The sequence below is a fragment of the Nostoc sp. genome, assembly GCF_036919495.1.
In the GTDB taxonomy this organism is placed as follows: domain Bacteria; phylum Cyanobacteriota; class Cyanobacteriia; order Cyanobacteriales; family Nostocaceae; genus Nostoc.
In genome coordinates this window covers 34,172-52,867 of sequence record NZ_JBALBZ010000130.1, presented here as the reverse complement: position 1 = coordinate 52,867, position 18,696 = coordinate 34,172, and the positions used below count along the sequence as shown (strand labels likewise).

Genomic DNA, 18,696 nt, shown 5'->3' with positions numbered 1-18,696 from the left:
TACTTATTAGCAAGTAAATAGTCACGTTAGCGCAATTACTAGCTAACTATAGCAATCCTAAATCATTTCTGAAAAATCACCATTTTTGATTTCATACTGCCTTCCTCCTCCTGCCTCCTAAAAGCCTTTTTTTGTTCCTTTTTTAACTCGAACTCACGTCAAAACTAAATTGGCAGAGTAATAATAAACTTTGTTCCCTGACCAGAGGTTGACGAGCAGTTGATTTGTCCATTGTGTTTATCGACAATAATTTGGTGGCTGATAGCTAATCCTAGCCCAGTTCCTTTACCCACAGGTTTAGTTGTAAAAGATGGCTCAAAAATTCTATCTTGCACCTCAGGAGCCATACCAAGAGCATTATCTTCAATGCAAATTGTCACGGTTTTTTGCTGATGATCGACTGATGTAGTAATCGTAATTGTGTTATGGCAAGGGGCTATCTTCTGATCTGAACACATTTGATGAAGACCATCAAATGCATCAATTGCATTAGCAATAATATTCATAAGTACCTGGTTCAGTTGTCCGGGATAGCATATAATTGGAGGTAAGTCACCGTATTGTGTGAAAACTTCGATTTTATGGCGGTCTACTTGGTCTTTTAGTCGGTGTTTTAATAGCATTAAGGTACTATTGATTCCTTCGTGAATCTGAAACTCTACCTTAGATGAAATATCAGATCGGGCAAAGGTTCTTAAAGAAAGGCTTATGTCTTTAAGACGAGCAATTCCTTCATGCATTGATAAGAGAACTTTTGGGAAATCTTCAGTGATATATTTTAAGTCAATTTCTTCAATAAGTTCTTCACTTTTTAAATCTGGATGTGCTAGCTTTTGCTGTTGCAGACTCACCAAACGAAAGAGATCCTTTACATATTCCTCAATATGAAAGCAATTTCCACTAATAAAACCAATTGGGTTATTAATCTCATGACCTATGCCTGCAACAAGTTGTCCAAGGGTGGACATTTTCTCACTCTGGATTAGTTGTAGTTGGGTTTGTTGTAACTGTTGTAGAGATTGGGATAATTCTGCGGTGCGTTCTTGCACTCTTTCTTCTAAAGTACGGGTGAGATGCGAGATTTTTAGGTGTAACTTTAATCGAGCAATGACTTCTTCCTGTTGAAAGGGTTTGGTAATGTAGTCAACTGCACCAATTTCTAGCCCTTTCACTTTGTCTGTGGCATCGGTCAATGCAGTCATAAAAATGACCGGAATATTCTGAGTGATGGCATTGGCTTTCAGCCTGCGGCAAGTTTCAAATCCATCCATACCTGGCATCATGACATCCAGGAGAATCAGATCGGGATGGGCATATTCTGTTTGTTCGATCGCCGACTCTCCATCCGTTGCCATAAGTGCTTTCCAACCACATCCCTGAAGCGCTTCAGAGAGAACCTTAAGATTATTTGGATTATCGTCCACCAACAGGATATGCATTGGCTTCAAAAAAGGTTCGGTCATCATGGATGTGACTCCGTTGCTACAAATGATTTTAGGAATTTACGGATTTTTGCGGTTTGGAAGTTGGCAGTGAGTTTGCTCAACTCAGTTGCGAAGGCAGTTAACTGACTGTCTTGCTTCATTAGCTCCCCTATAATTCCCTCAATCGCTGGAATATCTCCCATCATTGCCAGATGATAGAGTTGTTGCAAAATATCCTGAGATGGCAAAATCAATTCACTATTATCTATTTGCTCATTCTTGGTAGATAACTGTTGAGGTTTAGATTGGGCATAGATCCAATCAAATTCTAGTAGCGATCGCTTTGCTACTGCCTCAAAGGCAGAATGCAGTGCATTGAATAGTTCATCAATTTGCAGGGGTTTAGGCAAGAATGCTGTAGCTCCTACCTGTAAACTGTGTTGCCGATTTTCTTCAAATACACTGGCACTAGAGACAATAATCGGAATAATTCGAGTTTGGGGATTCTCTTGTAAATGAACCATTAGCTCAAAGCCATCCATATTGGGCATAGCCAAATCAAGCACAATCACATCTGGCTGATGTTCAGTTACCATCTGTAGCCCATGTTTGCCGTCGTTTGCTTCCAAGGTTCGACAGCCGATTTCTTGTAGCAGACTAGTCAACATAGAACGGTGGTTGCGATCGTCATCGACAATCAAAATTTGAGGCGCAGTACCCCGAATACCGACGATTTTCTGGTGGGTTGAGGCGATGGTTACTGGATGCCAGTCATGGGAAACTGGTACTGCTACTGTCAAATCTAACCAAAATAGACTACCTTCACCAAGGTGACTCTGGACTTGAATTTGGCTGCCCATTAATACAGCAATTCTTTGACTGATTGCTAATCCCAAGCCAGTACCTTCAGATTTGCGTCCAGCCTCACCTACTTGTTCAAAAGCTAAAAAGATTTTCTCTAGTTGGTCTGGTGACATCCCAATACCTGTATCTTCAATCTGGAAGCGAATTTTAGTGATTGGGGATTGGGGATTGTCCTTGTCCCCAGTCCCCAGCCCCCAGTCCCCAGTCTCCAGTACATCTACTTTGAATGTCACGCTACCATTGTCTGTAAATTTGATAGCGTTGCCTAATAAGTTGATCAACACTTGCCGTAGCCGCTTTTCATCTACTTGAATGACAAGTGGTAGGCGATCGCCTATGAAAAGGTTAAATGCAATCCCTTTCTGATCGGCTCGAATACTGCAAATCTCGGTGACACCATGTAAGAAAGTGGGCAGATGTACATTAGTCGCAACCAATTCTAATTTCCGAGCTTCAATTTTTGAAAGATCGAGAATGTCATTGATTAGCATTAAAAGGTGTGTCCCACACTGGTAGATAATGCTGACTCCTTCTAGGTTTTTCTCTGTCATGTTTGGCGATACCTCAAGCACCTGAGCAAAACCAAGGATGCCATTAAGCGGTGTACGTAGTTCGTGGCTCATATTGGCCAGAAACTCGCTCTTTGCTTCGTTAGCAGCATCAGCAGCTTGCTTTGCCTCCAGCAGTTGATGAGTTCGTTCTTCAACTTTGAACTCCAAGGTTTTGGAATAATCTAATAGTTGATTATTAGCAATTGCTAGTTGCCGATTCGCTTCTTCTAACTTCTGCTGTTTATAGGCATTGGTTGTGGCAACTACGCTGCTGATGAACGTAGCTAAGGCGGGTGTTACGGGAATCAGAACACCGTGCAAAAACATCCCGTAACCACCACCCATAAATGCGCCACTAATGCCTACGGTTGCCCAAAGAATTTTGCCGCCTGGAATCTGTCGCCGGGTACGCGCACTAGCTAAATACCAACTACCACCAGAACCGATAAAAGAGCATAAAAGAATCCAGAGCGACACAGCCATTCCAGAAATGCCATGCAAGTTTGCTTTCCCTGTTTTTGATCCTTCTACTAGTTGATGAGCAATATTGGCATGAATAACAACACCAGGTGTCGGTTTTTGGTCAGAAATGAAGGAGGAACTGAAGGGTGTGCTAAAGAAGTCATTGGTACTGGCAGCAGTTGACCCAATAAACACCATGCGATCGCGCATCAGATTTGCTGGAATTTTTCCTGCCAACACATCCCGCATCGCAACTGTGCGAAACGCCGCATCCGTTCCGTACCAGTTGAGCAAAATTTGATAGCCGCCAACATCGGCATTAGAATAACCTGCTTCTTGATTGTGTAATGGTAGGTAGATTTGATTGCCTAAGCGAAACTTCTGCTGCTTTTCGTCAACGGATTCTAAAGTTATCTTTTCGGCTTCAAGGTACTTGAGGGCTACAAGAGTTCCCAGTCCTGCTTTAATTTTTCCCTCTTCTTTGGCATCGACTGCTGTAAGTAAGGCACGACGCACATGGCGATCGCCATCCAACACCAAATCTGCTAATCCGACTCGATCGAGTTTTTTCAATTCTGGTGGTGGATTGACATGCTCTCCGGTAATTTTCTCAACGCCAATCAAATTGGCACTGTTGCGGAAGACTTTTACAAGTCGATCGTATCCACTGCCCTCCGGTAAATCTCGATAGAGATCCAAACCGATGGCGCGGGGTTGTTGCGCCTGGATTTTTTCTAGTAATTGTGCTAGTGACCAGTCTGGAATTGGCCATTTACCAACTGATTGGATATCTTGTTCATCAATTGTGACAATTATGATTTTGTCAGCTATTGTATTTTGCGTAGACGCGTTCGCGTAGCGTCTCGTAGAGAAGCGGCTTGCCGGAAGGCATCGCTGTCGTATCCATTCATCACGAAGTTTCCACTCAGGCAAATTAAAAAGTCCCAAAGACTGCCCAACAATAACTGTTAGAGCAACGCTGGGACTAATAATCAAAACACTGCGAGAGCGTTGGATGAAAGCTTGGAATTTACGCCACATAATTTCGCCAGAGGCTTAAATAATATTGATTAGTATTCGTCAGTTTTACTCCACTAACATTTGTCTGAAAATTGGGGATTGGGGATTGGCAAGAGACAGAGAAGAAAATTCTTCTCCCTTGCTCCCTGCTCCCCTACTTCTTTCCCGCTCCTGAGTCCCTAATTCCCAGATGCTACTAAGGGAACTGTTGCAATATCTTTTAAGCTAACTGAGGAAAGAAGTTCTTCCCATTGGTTGATAATAGCCGCATTTTTGGGTTGGGCGGTATGCAGCACAGCCATTGTTGCTACACAGTCATACCACACCCCATTTTTACCGAAAGCTGCTGCTTGCTTTAAACCATCTTTCTGCTGCATCGCTGTCGCCAGTTCAGCAGTAGGCTGGATACGCTGAATCCAACCATCAACGTAAGGTGTACTTGGGCCGAGTGTTCCGTTCACTTTCAGTGCCAAAAACCACTGGTAGTTTTTACCAACGGCTAAAGCGGGTGCATCATCTGGTAATTTGACTGCGATCACCCCAGCTTTAAGAGCAACGGGAATGGTCATTTGATAATGTATATTGCCAGCTTCATCTTTGAGGCTGAACACAGCTTCTTGTGCATTAGAAGCAGGCAAATATACCAAAATTGTGGGGCGTTCAGACACCGTTGTGCCATAGAAGCTTTGGGGCAGAAGTGCGATTAGCGCTGCGGGCCCTCCTGCTGCTACAGTCGAAGAATTCAAGTAGTAAGTACCAACGCGGGAAGCGCCTCCAGATGCTTGTCTAGGGGAGCTGTTATCTTTGCTTGGGGTAAAGAGGTTGCCGCGAGACGCTCCTCCAGTTGCTTGTCTAGGGGCGCTGTTATCTTTGCTTGGGGTAAAGAGATTACCACGGGATGCTCCTCCAGTTGCTTGGCTTGGAGCGCCATTTTTGACAGGTGGGGTAAATGTTACAGCATAGGCACTAGCCCATGTACTACTGGCTATCAGAGCAATCATGCTCAATGCACTAGTTAAATATCGACGTTTCATGATGTTTGACCTCATTTCATTAAATAGTGATAGAAAATACATTAAAATAAATGCGCTAAAAAATCGTGGAATACTTTTAAACACTAGCCAGAGCAGGGAAGCTTACTAACATTTATATCCGAATTTAGGCTAGAATTCTATAAAGTAGATGTGTTTTTTAGTATCTAATATCTCAGATATATTACTTAATTACAGCCAGTTTCCAACCAAAACAAAGGCAGACCAAAAGAACGGATCACGGAAATCAGTTTGACGAATCAGGTTAATTTGTGCCTGCCGTAGTGCTTCCGCTTTAGTAACTCTGGGTTGCCGTAGTTGGTCATAGAAGCGAGTCATGAGCATTTGGGCTGCCTTATCTTTGACCGGCCAAAGTGTGGCAATGGTGGAACGCGCACCGGATTTAACAGCCAAGCCTGCTAATCCAAGAACGGCGCGATCGTCTCCCATTGCGGTATCGCAGGCACTCAGTACCAATAATTCGATCGCTTTTGATGAATTACCACTACGATTTTTGAGGAGTTCGGACAACTCCTTTACATTAAGTTGTCCATCCCACGTAAGTAAAAAAGTATCTTCGAGCCGGGAGCTAAACTGTCCGTGGGTTGCTAGATGGATAATATTGGCATTACTGGATTTGACATGAGCGGCCAGGGCAAGACTTGTAAATTTTTGGTTCAGTAACATTGTAGATGGCACAGTCTGAGAGATTTCCTTCACTTCTAATTCCACAGATGGCAAGGGACTAAAACCAGCACGAGATTGGCTGATACCGCCGATAATTGCATCAATGTGCTTTGAAGAGAGCGATCGCGCCGCCATTAGTTGCAATCCTGGTGAGAGCGCCACAGCATACTTCTCAATCAGATATTGATTACCGTCATACAGGGCTGCCATTGGAATGTTCCGCAACCGACCATCCAAAACAAATACCAGTGTCTTAGTATCAATGAATGCTTGATCTACTTCTGCTTTTTGAATCAGCCAGTCGTAAATCTGCTGAGACAATTGATCCCGAACTTTTGAGTCTGAGACTGGGTTGAGAGCAACTAGAAATTTATCTAAAGTTTGCTCAATTTCAGCTTGAGATTTTTGAGTGACATAATAACGCAGTGGTTGTCCAGTTTTGGAGAGAATTACTCCTAAGCGATCGCTTAAGATAATCGGATAAATAACCGTTGCTGTGGGGTCAACTTCGTCAATCTGCTGGGCTTTATCTAAACAAGCTTCGCCCAAAAAGTTATCAAGTTCGGCAATTTGGAGTGACTCAATCAATTCACGCGCTTGCATCAATGCAGCCTGAGTTGGTTGCTCATCAAGAAGTAAACTCACTAGTTCCCGATAGACAGGCTCCACACTTTCGCGGAAAGAAAATTGCACATCGGGGTTAACCGCAACCATATCGCCTCGTAGTGCCTTTAAGGACTTAACTGCTTCTGTATAGGCTATAATTGCTTCTTTGCGATCGCCTTGTTGTTTATACAACTGTCCTACCTGCCATGCTGATTGAGCAATGAGATCGTCAGCTTGGAGTTGACGGGCAATATTGAGGGATTTCTCGGCTAATTCCTTTGCCTCAGACCACTGTTTTTTGCGACGGTAGAGTTGCGCCCATTGATGCAGTGCATAGGCTTGGGCGGTTGCATCCTGAATTTCTTGGGCAGACTTAACTGTGTCTGCCATGAGTTGTGCCAAATCTTTGCTTGGTAAAACTCGATCGGGGTTTTCCAAGTGATTCAAGGTTGCTACAAAATTAATCGCTGCATTAAGGGAACTATGACTGGGTGCTAGTTCTGACAACTCTTGTCGTAATTGAGGCGCGAGGGGAATTGCATATTCCAGTTTGTTGTAATCCACCAATAATTTGAAACGAGCTAAACACGCTTGTAAAGCTTCATTCGGGTTCGTAGCTGCTGTTTGGGCATCTTCAAAGTAATTTAATGCTGCTTCTGGATCTTGTAAGTCAGAGGCAACTTTCCCTAGACTCGAAAGAATAGAACTTAACTGAGTTTTAGCAACAATTTTGTTTGCTGTGGCTAAACTTTGTTCTAAAACTTCCTGGCTTCTACTACTATCACCGATCGCGTGCAAAGCTAAACCCAGCGATCGCAACCCACTAACTTTTATTTCCGAATCTGGCATTGCTGCCAGCTTTTGCGTTAGCGCCTCCAATTGTTGTTTCGAGCGGCGGTAAAATCCCAAACTTTGTAAAGCTTGTGCTTGGTTGATTTGACTGCCTATGCTGCCCATTTTGTCGCCTGCTTGCTCATAATATTTTTGAGCTTGTTGCCAAGTTTCTAGGGCGGTTTCAGTTTTGTCTGTATGTAGTTGTAAATTTGCTTGAGTATTCAGTACTTGCGCCCAGATAATCGCATCGACAGAGGGTTTAGCCGTTTGCAAAATTTTTATACTTTCTTCGATAGATTGTTTAGCTGCTTCCCATTGGTTTAGTTCCTGTTGTGCTAGTGAGAGGTAACTCAAACTTAGGGCTTCGTTGGTGCGATCGCCTTGATTATGATATTGTTGTGCTGCCGTTTGCCAAACCCTGATAGCTTCTGCAAAACTTCCCGATTGGTAAAAGTTTCGTCCAAGTTCTAGCCCGTTGGCAGGTTGGGCAGAAGAGAGAACAGAGATTGTTACTAGTGGAGATGCTTTTATAGGTGTAATGGTAAATGCTAAACACAAACTTAAAATGCTGAGGCTGACATATAGCCAACGAATTTGTTTAATTCGGAAAATCATAAATAATTATTTATTTACTATTGAGTAGTTTGTTTGAAAATTAGTCACAGCACAAATGTTTAGAAAATGACTATGTGTATAATGCCCAAATTACAATACCAGCTATCAGTTGAGGAGCGATTCACATACAATTAAAATACGGCGTTGCTGATTCCATGTATGAAAATGATTTTGTATAATACCAAAATCCCTGTAGAGACATAGCAGTTCTACGTCTCTACATCTGGATTCATATTTCAATTCAGCAACGCCAAAATACTGTGTCATTCCGGTTTAACCTATGACCACCTTCTTTTCCACCAATGCAGACTTACATTTTCTCGACAGCAACGGCAAGCCAAAGACCCAAAATAATTAACTCCTCTTAACAGCAGCACAGGTTAATGGTTGTTGCACCTGAGCAGAAGATTTATTTGGAACTAACTCAATTTTTCCCTGAGCATTACGATGCCAACCACTAGCTTGAATTAGAGTTTCTGAAGATGGGGGCGTTTGGGCTTGTACTTGCTGTGTTTTGCGATATGCAGAGAGATCGCGAATATCAGACCAAGTGCGATCGCTCCCAATTTGCTGTGTTGGATTTTGCGGTATCCCACCTCGTCCCGTTGCCACAAAACTACTGCCTTGATTTGCAGAACAACCTGTAGTAATTTGCTGGGATGAATCTGTTAAGCTTACGGGCAGTTCAACGAAACCAGAGTTGTGGTCAACACCAAAATTATTAATATTTACCGTACCGTTTACGCCAAATTTGGAACTGGCTGTGATGTCGTTTTCTAGGGTGAGTTCGTTACGGTATTTTAGCCCAAATATACCTTGGGTGTTGATTTGAATGTTGCCCCCATTACCTTGGAATGCGTTGGCGATGATATCGCTATTTTCCGAGCCAACGATGATGGGAGAGTTAATGGTGATGTTGCCCCCATTGCCAATACCACCTGCATTAGTAACTATTGAACTACCACGACGCATGATCAAGTCATTTGCCTGGACAAAAATATTACCACCTTCACCCTGAAAAGTAGCGGCGGTAAGTCTAGCACCATTGTCAAGACGGATTGAACCTGCATTAATTTCAAGTTTTCCAGCATCGCCAACCCCTTGATGGTCAACGCCAACAACCGCTCCATCTGTAATCTGCAAGCGTGGGGTGTTAACAACGAGTTTACCTATTTTACCTGTGATCACATCTGGTAATCCAAGTAGTTGCCGAATAGGTGGTACAAGTAATTCGGCCCTAGCACCAATTCGACTTGGGAGACGAGAAATACTACCCACTCCACTAACTTCAACGGTGTCAGAAGCATTGATTAGCAAATCCCCTGCATTGCCGCTATTTACGGTAGAGGCAACGATACCTCCTCCATCCTGTACTCTCAGTTTGGCAGTATTAATAGTTAATTGGCCTGCATTTGCTTGGCTGAATGTGCTAACCACTATGAGGCTATCATTCAAATTTTGCCCCATCACTTCGATGAAATCAGCAGCATTAATCGTGGTATTACCTCCCATACCATTTGCCAAGCTAACATTGTCGATCTCAGCACCATCTAAAATCTGCAATTTTTTGGTAACTACTCGAATATCACCACTTTTCCCCGAATTGCTGGTGTTAGTAATCAGTGAACTGGCCAATCCATTAATAGGTGATAATCCCACAATTTGAAGCAAATCTCTAATTTCCATAGAAATATTACTTCCTGAACCTTTACCAAAATTGAATCCATCAATAGAACCACCATCGCGGAGGAATACTTGGGAGGCAGAAACCAAAATATTACCCCCAGCACCATCGCCAAAATTATCAGCACGCAATCGACTTTGTGAAAATCCATCAGTGCCAACTCCCCCAAGTTGCAATGACTCACTAGCATTAACGCTAATGTCGCCTGAATTATTGCTTCCTTGATTAACTAATAGGGCAGCAGACGCATCTTGTAAGCTAATATTTCGACCCTGGAAATGAATAGAACCCGCAGGGGTGCCACTGGCATCGGCAAGGGATTGATGGGACAGATGAATATTCCCAAATTGCTTTATATTGCCATAATCAAAATTCCAATGAGGAGAAGAGGTGTTGAGATTAACTGTGCCATTACTAGCGCTACCAAGTTCAATATGTCCAGAAGGTGCATTTAACACTCCACCATCTAAGGCTACTTCTCCCCCTATCAATGCCAAGTTATTACCAGAGGTAACGCTTAATCCTACAGGATTGTTACTTCGATCCAGAGGAGAACCTATAGCATTATCAATATTAATTAAACGGTGTCCGGTGTTTTGGACGGTAATATCTCCCGGATTTTGCCCCATTTGCAACCCAATTGGCACACTCATCGTCAACAACGGCGTAGCACCGAGATTAGTCGCACTAAACTCTATTCCATCAGCAAACTTAATGCTATTCGCCGTTGTTCCCACAAAGGAGCCACCAATATTTAACGAGGCATTTTTTCCAAATACAATCCCCGCCGGATTCATTAAAAACAAACTGACAGGATTATTACTGTTGAGAGTTTGAATTAACCCATCAATATGGGAAACATTTCCACCCGTAACCCGACTAAATATAGTTGTAATATTTGGTGTGTTGATTAAATCAAAAGTCGCCCAAGCACCCGTAGGCACAGAGAAATTACTGAAACTATGAAATAAATTATTACCTTTTTCAATCCCGTTAAGAATATTAAAATTATTACCACTTGGATTGACAATGGTGTTAGTTGTGCTATCGGATGTGACTTGAGCGATCGCCGATCGCATCATCCCTGAAGTTAAGAACCCACTTATTAATATAAATAGAAAAGGTACGACTCTCATCACTAAAAACTTCCTTACCCAGATTTAAAGTTAGAATTCCCTAAATGGCACGATCAATAACATCATTAACTTTTGGGAACAGCAGCACAGGTTAATCGTTGCTGCACCTGAGTAGGATATTTATCTGCAACTAACTCAATTTTTCCTCGGGCGTTGCGATGCCAAGATGTAGCTTGAATAAGAGTTTCTGGAGCGGTGGGTATTTGTGCTTGTACCTTCTGGGTTTTGCGGTATGCAGAGATATCGCGGATATCAGACCAAGTGCGATCGCTCCTCACTTCCTGCGTTGGATTTTGTGGTACACCACCTCGTCCCGTTGCCACAAAACTGCTGCCAGTATTACTAGAACAACCTATAGCAATTTGTTGGGATGGATCGCTAACATTTGCTGGTAATTCTACTAAGCCAGAATTGGGATCAACACCAATATTGTTAATTTCTACCGTGCCATTGATATTAAATTCGGAACTAGCGGTAATATCATTGGTGAGGTCAACTTTTGGAGTCAGGGTATTGCGGAATTCTAAACCAATAATGCCTTGAGTTGTAATAGCAATATTGCCACCCTTGCCCTCAAAAGCATTGGCAATAATATCGCTGTTTTCTAAGCCAGCGACAATGGGTGCATTGATGCTGATATTACCCCCATTCCCTGAGCCACCAGCTGTTGAGGTAATCAGGCTATTGTCTCGCAGAAACAACAGGTTGTTGGCAGACAATGTAATATTGCCACCATTACCAGATTCTGTTTGTGCCTGAATCAACCCTTCATTTTTTAATTGGATGGTATCTGCACTGATGTTAATATTGCCACCATTTCCACTGCCTTGACTGGTGACGCTGACTGTCCCGCCATCCGTCAGGGTTAGCTTCGGTGTGGTAATGCTCACAGTGCCAGCATTTGCTGTGAGTATATCTGGTAAACCGAATCGCTGCCGCAAGAAGGGATTCGGTCGAATGGTGGAGGCGTTAATACTACTATTATTTGCCCGATTTTTACCACTGATTGCGATCGATTCCGTGGCGTTGATGCTCAAATCCCCTCCATTACCTACAAAAAATGCGGTGGCACCAACTGCTCCCCCATCTAGAATTTGCAAGTTGGCGGTATTTAATGTTAAAGCTTTGGCACTTCCGGTGGCAAATGTAGTTGAGCTAATATTGCTGTAAAGTCCAGAGGGGCTTTCTCCCTTTACTGTGGTGTTGGTATTATAAATCGTCACTTTACCGCTAGAGCCACTACCAAAGGTAGCCGAAGATAATGAGCCACCGTTTGATACCTGTAGACTATTACCATTGATTAAGATATCACCAGCATTCCCAGTCCCTTGTGTATTAGTGTTGATGACGGAAACGTTAGCAGGATTAGTAGGTTGAAAGCCAGACACATTGATCGCGATGGCATTGATGTGGATATTGCCACCTGAAGCTGCCCCGAAAGTTGCATTATACAACAATCCTCCCTGCTCCAGGGTGAGCCTGGGAGTAATTATGATGATGTTCCCGCCAAATCCGATACCCAGAGCTTCACTACGTACTCCACTGGGAATTGCGGTATCAAGTGTTGTGCCAATTATATCAATGCCCTCCATAGCCTGAAGGCGAATATCACCGCCAGAGAGATTGCCGAAATTTTGCGCCAGCACCAGAGAGCCATCGGTAAACTGAATTTTCTTACCCTGAATTTGCACCGAACCCGCATTCATGCCACTGATATCTAATAGCGATCGCCCTGCTAACTGAATATCACCAAAGTCTTGTATATCTGCATATCCCAATGTATAGCCCTGGGCATTTGGTATCAGGTCGATCAATCCTGTACTGCTCACACTACCTAATTCAACTCGCCCTTGTTCGGCGCTCAAGGTTGCCCCATTTAGATGTAAGTCGCCACCAACTAAAGCTATAGTGTTTCCTGGCTGTACCCGCAGTTTTGTAGCACTAGGAATACGAGTTAGGGGAACCAGAGCCAGTCCACTGAGATTACTTAAAGAGTGTCCTGTGCCTTGAACGGTAATGGGTGCCGGATTGCTGCCCATTTGCAATCCAATGGGAACATTGATACTTAACAACGGGGCAAATTGAGAATTAATTGTGCTAAACTCAAGACCATCGGCAAATTTTATGCTGTTGGCAGTTGTGCTGATAAACGATCCGCCAATATTTAATTGAGCGCTTGCGCCAAAAATAATCCCACTAGGATTGAGCAGAAATAGATTAGCCTTACCATTGGCCCGTATTAAACCATCAATTTGAGAAACATTACCCGCAGTTACGCGACTAAAGATATTTTGCACATCTACGGCATTGTTGAAGAAAGCCGAGCCGTTGGTGGAAACCGAGAATTGGCTGAAGCTGTGGAAGAGGTTGTTGCCAACTCGATCGCCATTGGTAATGGTAAAGTTATTGCCACTTTGGGAGACACTGGTATTCAGCGTGCCGTCGGGAGTAACCTGAGCATTAGCAAAGCTGGAGGCGATGGCACCGATCAATATTCCATTTACTAAACCAAAGCAAATAACGGTTGCTTTCATCACCTAATTTCCATTTATACTTATTAGCTAAGATTCCCGAAATCATATTACATCTAACGCTATCAACAACTTGTAGTTACCATTGTGGGTATCATATTGTGTCCGGCTAAAGACTTATCACTTAGATCGCAGTTGTTGCTGGGGGAAAGAGGCTTTTCCGATTTTTGCACTTCTCTTCCGAAATTTATTTGCTCTTATCACTAAAAGGTTAATGATTCTTACACATAGGTAGGAGATGCAGCAGTCTCGATCAAAACGGCGAATAGCTAAGTGAGAAATATAGCCCATTCTCTTGGAGCGATCGCTTTTCACCGTCTACTGATATCAGAGGAATGCCCCAATCCAGCCTAGCTGAGAATTTATCACTCTGTTGCCACAGCAGTCCTAGCCCAGTACCCATTAACGTACTAGATGATGGATTATCGCCCTTGCTATTCCAGCCTTTGCCCACGTCAATAAATGGTGTCAGTTGTAGCACTCCTCCAAGCTTGGAGGCACGCACAATCGGCAATCGGAATTCAGCCGAAAACAACATACCATTATCTGTTAGTAATGCATCCTGACGATAACCCCGCACACTTAACTGTCCACCCAGACCAAATTGCTCTAAAGGTACGAGGGAATTTGCTGCTAGTTGTAAATCACCTCTAACTAAAAACAGAGTGTCTGGTGCAAATTGCCGCACCCACTGCGCCTGTCCCCGCCAAGCAAAAAATCGGCTATCTGGGGCATCTTTATTGACATTGGCATCAAACCAATCTACCCCGACGCTAAATTGCGATCGCGCTGCAAAAACTTGTTTATTGCTGCGTTGGGTATACTCTTGGATAAAACGCAGAGCAGAAATCTTGGTTTTTCCGTTCGCATCTGCACCAGGCGATAAAGGAAACCCGCCAATATTATCAAGACCTAACTCTGTTTGGCTTTCTTGGCGTGAGAACGATAGCCCCACCGCTAATTCCTGAGTTGGCTTTTGCATTAACGGTTGCCGATAACCGAATTCGTAAGACCTACTGTTTGACTGAATATCAAGGACAGTGAATGGTTTTTCAATTACGTGGTTCCACCCTTGGTTAAAACCAAAGAATACAGTGCCATTGTGAGCATTAATTGGCAGTGTGTAATTCAGATTGATTGTATTACTGCCATCGGTATTGGCGTATCCTACACTGAGAGTATCACCAAAGCCCAATAGATTAGCTTGTTGCAGATTCACACCCCGGCGAAAACTGCCAACACTAGGCGATCGCCCGTTGTCTAAAGTTGTTGTCAGCGAAAAAGTATCGGCTTCTTTAACCTCGACTTGCAATATATTGGTTCCGGGACGTATACCCATCTGCAACTCAGCTGATAGGTTTTGAATGCGCGGATCAAGGCGAAGCAGTTGCAGTTTTTCTATTAAGCGGGGTACATTTAGGGGTTGGCCAGCACCGAGGCGGATGCGATCGCGAATGTATTGACTACGCAATCGTCGATTGCCAACGATTTTAATTTCTTGCAAACTGCCTTCGACTATCTGAATTTTAATGACTCCAGCTTCTATTGTCTGCGGTGTAATTAGAGCGCCAGTAGTTACATAGCCCTTATCAGTGTAGAGCTTGCTAATGGCATCTTTGACTTGCAACAATTCTGCAAATGATACTTCTCGTCCCACAAAGGGAGCCGTAATAGTGGTAAAATCTTCTGGTTTGAAAACTGTACTGCCAACAACTTCAATGCGATCAACCCGAAATTTAGCATTAGGATTATCCTCTCCTAAAGTTGGCTGATCGGGTAGTTGTGGCGAAGGAAGTAATTGATTCTGATCTGATGGCTGCGGTAGTACATCCGAAGGTAAGGGAATCACAGGGGTATCTTCTATCCGGCCAGGTGGTAACATTTGAGGATTAGAAGTTTGGGCGTAGGCGCAGCCCTTCGTAGACATCACCCGATCATAGTTGCACAATACTGCTGCTAGAACAAAGCCGAATGTTAAAGGTTTTAGTGTTGTTGCTATGCGAAGTTTACGAATCAGTTGCTGTTTTTGCGTATAGTTAATTATCGATTCTTTCTTCACATTTAAATACATACGCATAAATACTTAGCCATTTTTTAACGCGATTTCACTATTAATATTTCCCTTGCCCAATTAGATAATTTATTTTGCATGACTAGTTATCTAATTAAGCCCCGATACTTGAATGTAACGGATGTTATATCATTTCATATAAATATTCGCTGTATTTTTTACAGCTGCCGTCAGGGTAAATACTGTTTTTTCTCAAGAAGTAACCCCAATACCGTCTCGCAGAGTAACCCAACACTTAATCCTTGTTCATGTTAGGTTAAACGGCAGTGAAACCCAACCCTGTATCTTAGAAGAAGTGGTAGACCTTTGGGAACTTGAGATTAGACAGCATCAATGCCTACTCTGGCAAGCGACTGATGATTTGCGGTTGGTAGGTCAAAGCGATCGCGGCATTGTGTTTGAGCAGAATCTTATTTTAAGTGCCGATGATATTCAATGCTTATTGGCACGTCGCATCAAAGTCTGCTTAGAAGAACTATTAAGTGATGAAGACAAAGAAACTTTTATTCTCACTAATTTGCCATCTGATAGCGCAGTAGGCACGCGGTACTCGCGCGACGGTTGCTTTTTCACTGTGTTGATAGCCCAAATATACCGCAAACTTTGGAAGCTCAAAACCTTGTTTCAAGTCCTGACAGAAAATCTTTGCTGCGAAATTAATACGCTAGGCTATCTAAAAGTTGCTTTGTTTGCCTTCTGCATCGCTTTAGACATAGGAGTGAAAAAGAATGTAGAGGCGTAGCAGTGCTACGTCTCTACAAGGGTTTTGGATAACGTATATTTATATTTCTACCAAATCTCTATTTCAAATCACTATACTGCCATTATTAACTCCCTGAGTCAAAGCTGAATTAAAAGAACCTTCAGACTGAGAGTTAAATATGCTGCCAAGACTAGAAGTGAACTGTCCATAGTTGAATGCACTGCTGCTACTGGTTCTCTGAGCAGAGTTAGTACTAATCCCTAGAGTAGGGTTAAGACCCTCAGCAGGGTTAATCACGTTATCGCCTTGAGGCAGCCTTTCCTTAGTTACCAAATCATTAGTGATATCAATGGTGGGAATTGATTCAGGATCGGCAATACTGATGACATCATTTGAACTACCGATAAATTTTTGCAGTTTTCCTTTGTTGACGTCAAGTTGAGCTAACCAACCGTCCAGAGCTGAGGTATTAACGCCACCACTGTTCCCTAATAATCCATCAGTAGTTCCAGTCACAAAAAGATTGCCTTTTCCGTCAGTAGTAACACCTGTAGGGTAGTCAAGATTGTTTTTGCTTCCAAATTGTTGAATCCACTTGTTGTTACCATCAGTGTCGAACCTCGCCACAAAGGCATTATAAGATTGATCTTTTTGGCCTTTTCCTAACTTGCCGTTAGATTCTCCAATCACAAAGATGTTGTCTTTGTCATCGATTTGCATGTCTGATAGGTACATGCCATCATCATCTGGAGACCCAAATTGTTTAGCCCACACTTCAGAGCCATCTGGGGTAAATTTGCTAATCCAAATATCGCGACCCCCAAGTCCCTTTTTTCCTACCTTTGTGCCAATATCCCCTGTAGTCCATCCTGTAACGTAAATATTGCCCTTGCTGTCAGTATCAACACCCCAGGCAAAATCAAGTCCCTGATTTATACTTCCTAGCTGTTGAACCCACTTTACCTGCCCTGTAGTGTCCACCTTTGACACCCAGGCATCGTACTTCAAAAGTTGTCGTGATGGGTCTGATTCTCTAACTAAGCCCTGAGTCCAGCCTACAGCTATGCTGTTGCCATCCTTATCAACAGCAAGGTCGTAAGATTCGTCAAAAAAGGGAGTTATGTTAAAAGGAAAGGTCGCTGAAGGATCTTTAATCAGGGTAAGCCACTGCTGGTTGCCATTGGTGTCAAATTTAGACACCCAGGAATTATCCTGAACGGCAAAATTGAAAATGTCTGTTCTATCATTATTGTTAATTTCTATTCCTGATAAATAGACATTCCCTGCTGGATCTAGATCAATGCCAAAGGCTCCACTAGTAAAACCACCAGCACTAAACTGCCTACCCCAGACTTGGTTGCCATTGGTGTCATATTTAGCCACCCAAACATCAGCTTCTGTTTGCTTGGTTCCAAACAAGTTACCCGACGTGCCACCGGCCATGTAGGTGTTTCCATCTTTATCTGCAACCATTGCAAAGTTAGACTCATCACTAGAAGTGCCAAACTGCCTACCCCAGACCTGGTTGCCATTGGTGTCATATTTTGCTACCCAAGCATCTCCAAAACCTTGATTTGTTCCAAACAATGACCCGTTGGTAGTTCCTGATATATAAACATTGCCAGCAGAATCTGCACCCGTAGCAAGACTGAGGTCGTTTCCGGTAGTTCCTAATTGCTGAATCTTCTTGTTTTCTGTTGGTTTTTTTGGTGGTTTTTCACCGACAAACCGGAAATTGTTTGACTTCAAATCTAAATTGACATCAGGCTTTTCAACCAGAAAAGCTACGAGGTCAGGTGCTCCCTGTTGCAGTGAAAATATAGCTTCTCCAGAAAGAGGTTGTGCGACTCCTGCAATCTGTAATCCATCAATTTTTACGATTCGATAGTCTTTCGGTTTACCATTTAGCTGAATGACATCATTATTTGGACCGAAATCATAAATGACAGCATACTCGTTCAAACCAAGGAAGTCTGTAGTTAGAAGGGTATCTGGGTTAGAGGCAGTATAGTAAGGCTGAGTTGTATCACCAAGAACAAATCTATCTGCCCCTACAGATGGGATATCTCTGTCTAGAATAAGAAACGGATTTCCACCTTGTTGAGCATTCTGAATATTCAGAATAATCTCAAATTCTTCAGCAGAGTTATCAAATAGATCCCCGAACAAATAATCTACATTTGTTGCTTGAGTAGCGCTGGCAATCGGATTGTCAGGATAAATCGTATCGTTTCCGGCACGACCGAAAAGGGCTTCAGAATCATTTGTACCTCCTCCCAAGACTATATCACTGGCAGGTGTCAATAATGAGACTGCTATTTTTTCATCAGCCATTGTCTTTAAATCCCTTATTTGAGAAACAATTTAGATTTATTCAACACTTAGTTTCGGAATTGTGACTAATTTCCGTTAGCTGATGCTCTGGTGGTTATATTTAGGCATCTCTAATGAATAATATCCAACACTTAGGCCAAATA

The 18,696-nt window shown here is 42.9% G+C and carries 9 protein-coding genes; 1 reads left to right on the top strand and 8 read right to left on the bottom strand.

Annotated features, from left to right (window positions below):
• Window positions 1-164 precede the first annotated feature (164 nt).
• The 7 genes from V7K25_RS18055 to V7K25_RS18025 all read right to left on the bottom strand — a co-directional run bounded on the left by V7K25_RS18055 (window position 165) and on the right by V7K25_RS18025 (window position 15,522).
• On the bottom strand, window positions 165-1,466 hold the full coding sequence (locus tag V7K25_RS18055) for a hybrid sensor histidine kinase/response regulator (protein WP_335159901.1): 1,302 nt from the start codon (window positions 1,464-1,466) through the stop codon (window positions 165-167).
• The gene (locus V7K25_RS18050) at window positions 1,463-4,342 is read right to left on the bottom strand and encodes a CHASE2 domain-containing protein (RefSeq protein WP_335159900.1); all 2,880 of its coding nucleotides are present in this window, start codon (window positions 4,340-4,342) and stop codon (window positions 1,463-1,465) included. Before V7K25_RS18050 ends, V7K25_RS18055 begins: the two co-directional genes overlap by 4 nt.
• A 158-nt stretch (window positions 4,343-4,500) precedes the next feature.
• On the bottom strand, window positions 4,501-5,355 hold the full coding sequence (locus V7K25_RS18045; RefSeq protein WP_335159899.1) for a DUF928 domain-containing protein: 855 nt from the start codon (window positions 5,353-5,355) through the stop codon (window positions 4,501-4,503).
• A 189-nt stretch (window positions 5,356-5,544) separates the two neighbouring features.
• Window positions 5,545-8,094, bottom strand: coding sequence for a CHAT domain-containing protein (locus tag V7K25_RS18040; protein ID WP_335159898.1), 2,550 nt, complete (start codon window positions 8,092-8,094; stop codon window positions 5,545-5,547).
• A 354-nt stretch (window positions 8,095-8,448) separates the two neighbouring features.
• Window positions 8,449-10,914, bottom strand: coding sequence for an S-layer family protein (locus V7K25_RS18035; RefSeq protein ID WP_335159897.1), 2,466 nt, complete (start codon window positions 10,912-10,914; stop codon window positions 8,449-8,451).
• Between the two features lie 65 nt (window positions 10,915-10,979).
• On the bottom strand, window positions 10,980-13,448 hold the full coding sequence (locus V7K25_RS18030) for an S-layer family protein (RefSeq protein ID WP_335159896.1): 2,469 nt from the start codon (window positions 13,446-13,448) through the stop codon (window positions 10,980-10,982).
• A 250-nt stretch (window positions 13,449-13,698) separates the two neighbouring features.
• Window positions 13,699-15,522 (bottom strand): ShlB/FhaC/HecB family hemolysin secretion/activation protein, encoded by a 1,824-nt coding sequence (locus V7K25_RS18025; RefSeq protein WP_335159895.1) that lies wholly within the window; start codon window positions 15,520-15,522, stop codon window positions 13,699-13,701.
• Between the two features lie 289 nt (window positions 15,523-15,811).
• Here V7K25_RS18025 and V7K25_RS18020 point away from each other — a divergent pair, with 289 nt between their 5' ends.
• Window positions 15,812-16,258, top strand: a complete 447-nt coding sequence (locus V7K25_RS18020) for a hypothetical protein (RefSeq protein ID WP_335159894.1) — start codon at window positions 15,812-15,814, stop codon at window positions 16,256-16,258.
• A 63-nt stretch (window positions 16,259-16,321) separates the two neighbouring features.
• Here V7K25_RS18020 and V7K25_RS18015 read toward each other — a convergent pair whose 3' ends face one another.
• Window positions 16,322-18,553 carry an SBBP repeat-containing protein gene (locus V7K25_RS18015; RefSeq protein ID WP_335159893.1) on the bottom strand — a complete coding sequence of 744 codons (2,232 nt, stop codon included), beginning with the start codon at window positions 18,551-18,553 and terminating at the stop codon, window positions 16,322-16,324.
• Window positions 18,554-18,696: the final 143 nt, after the last annotated feature.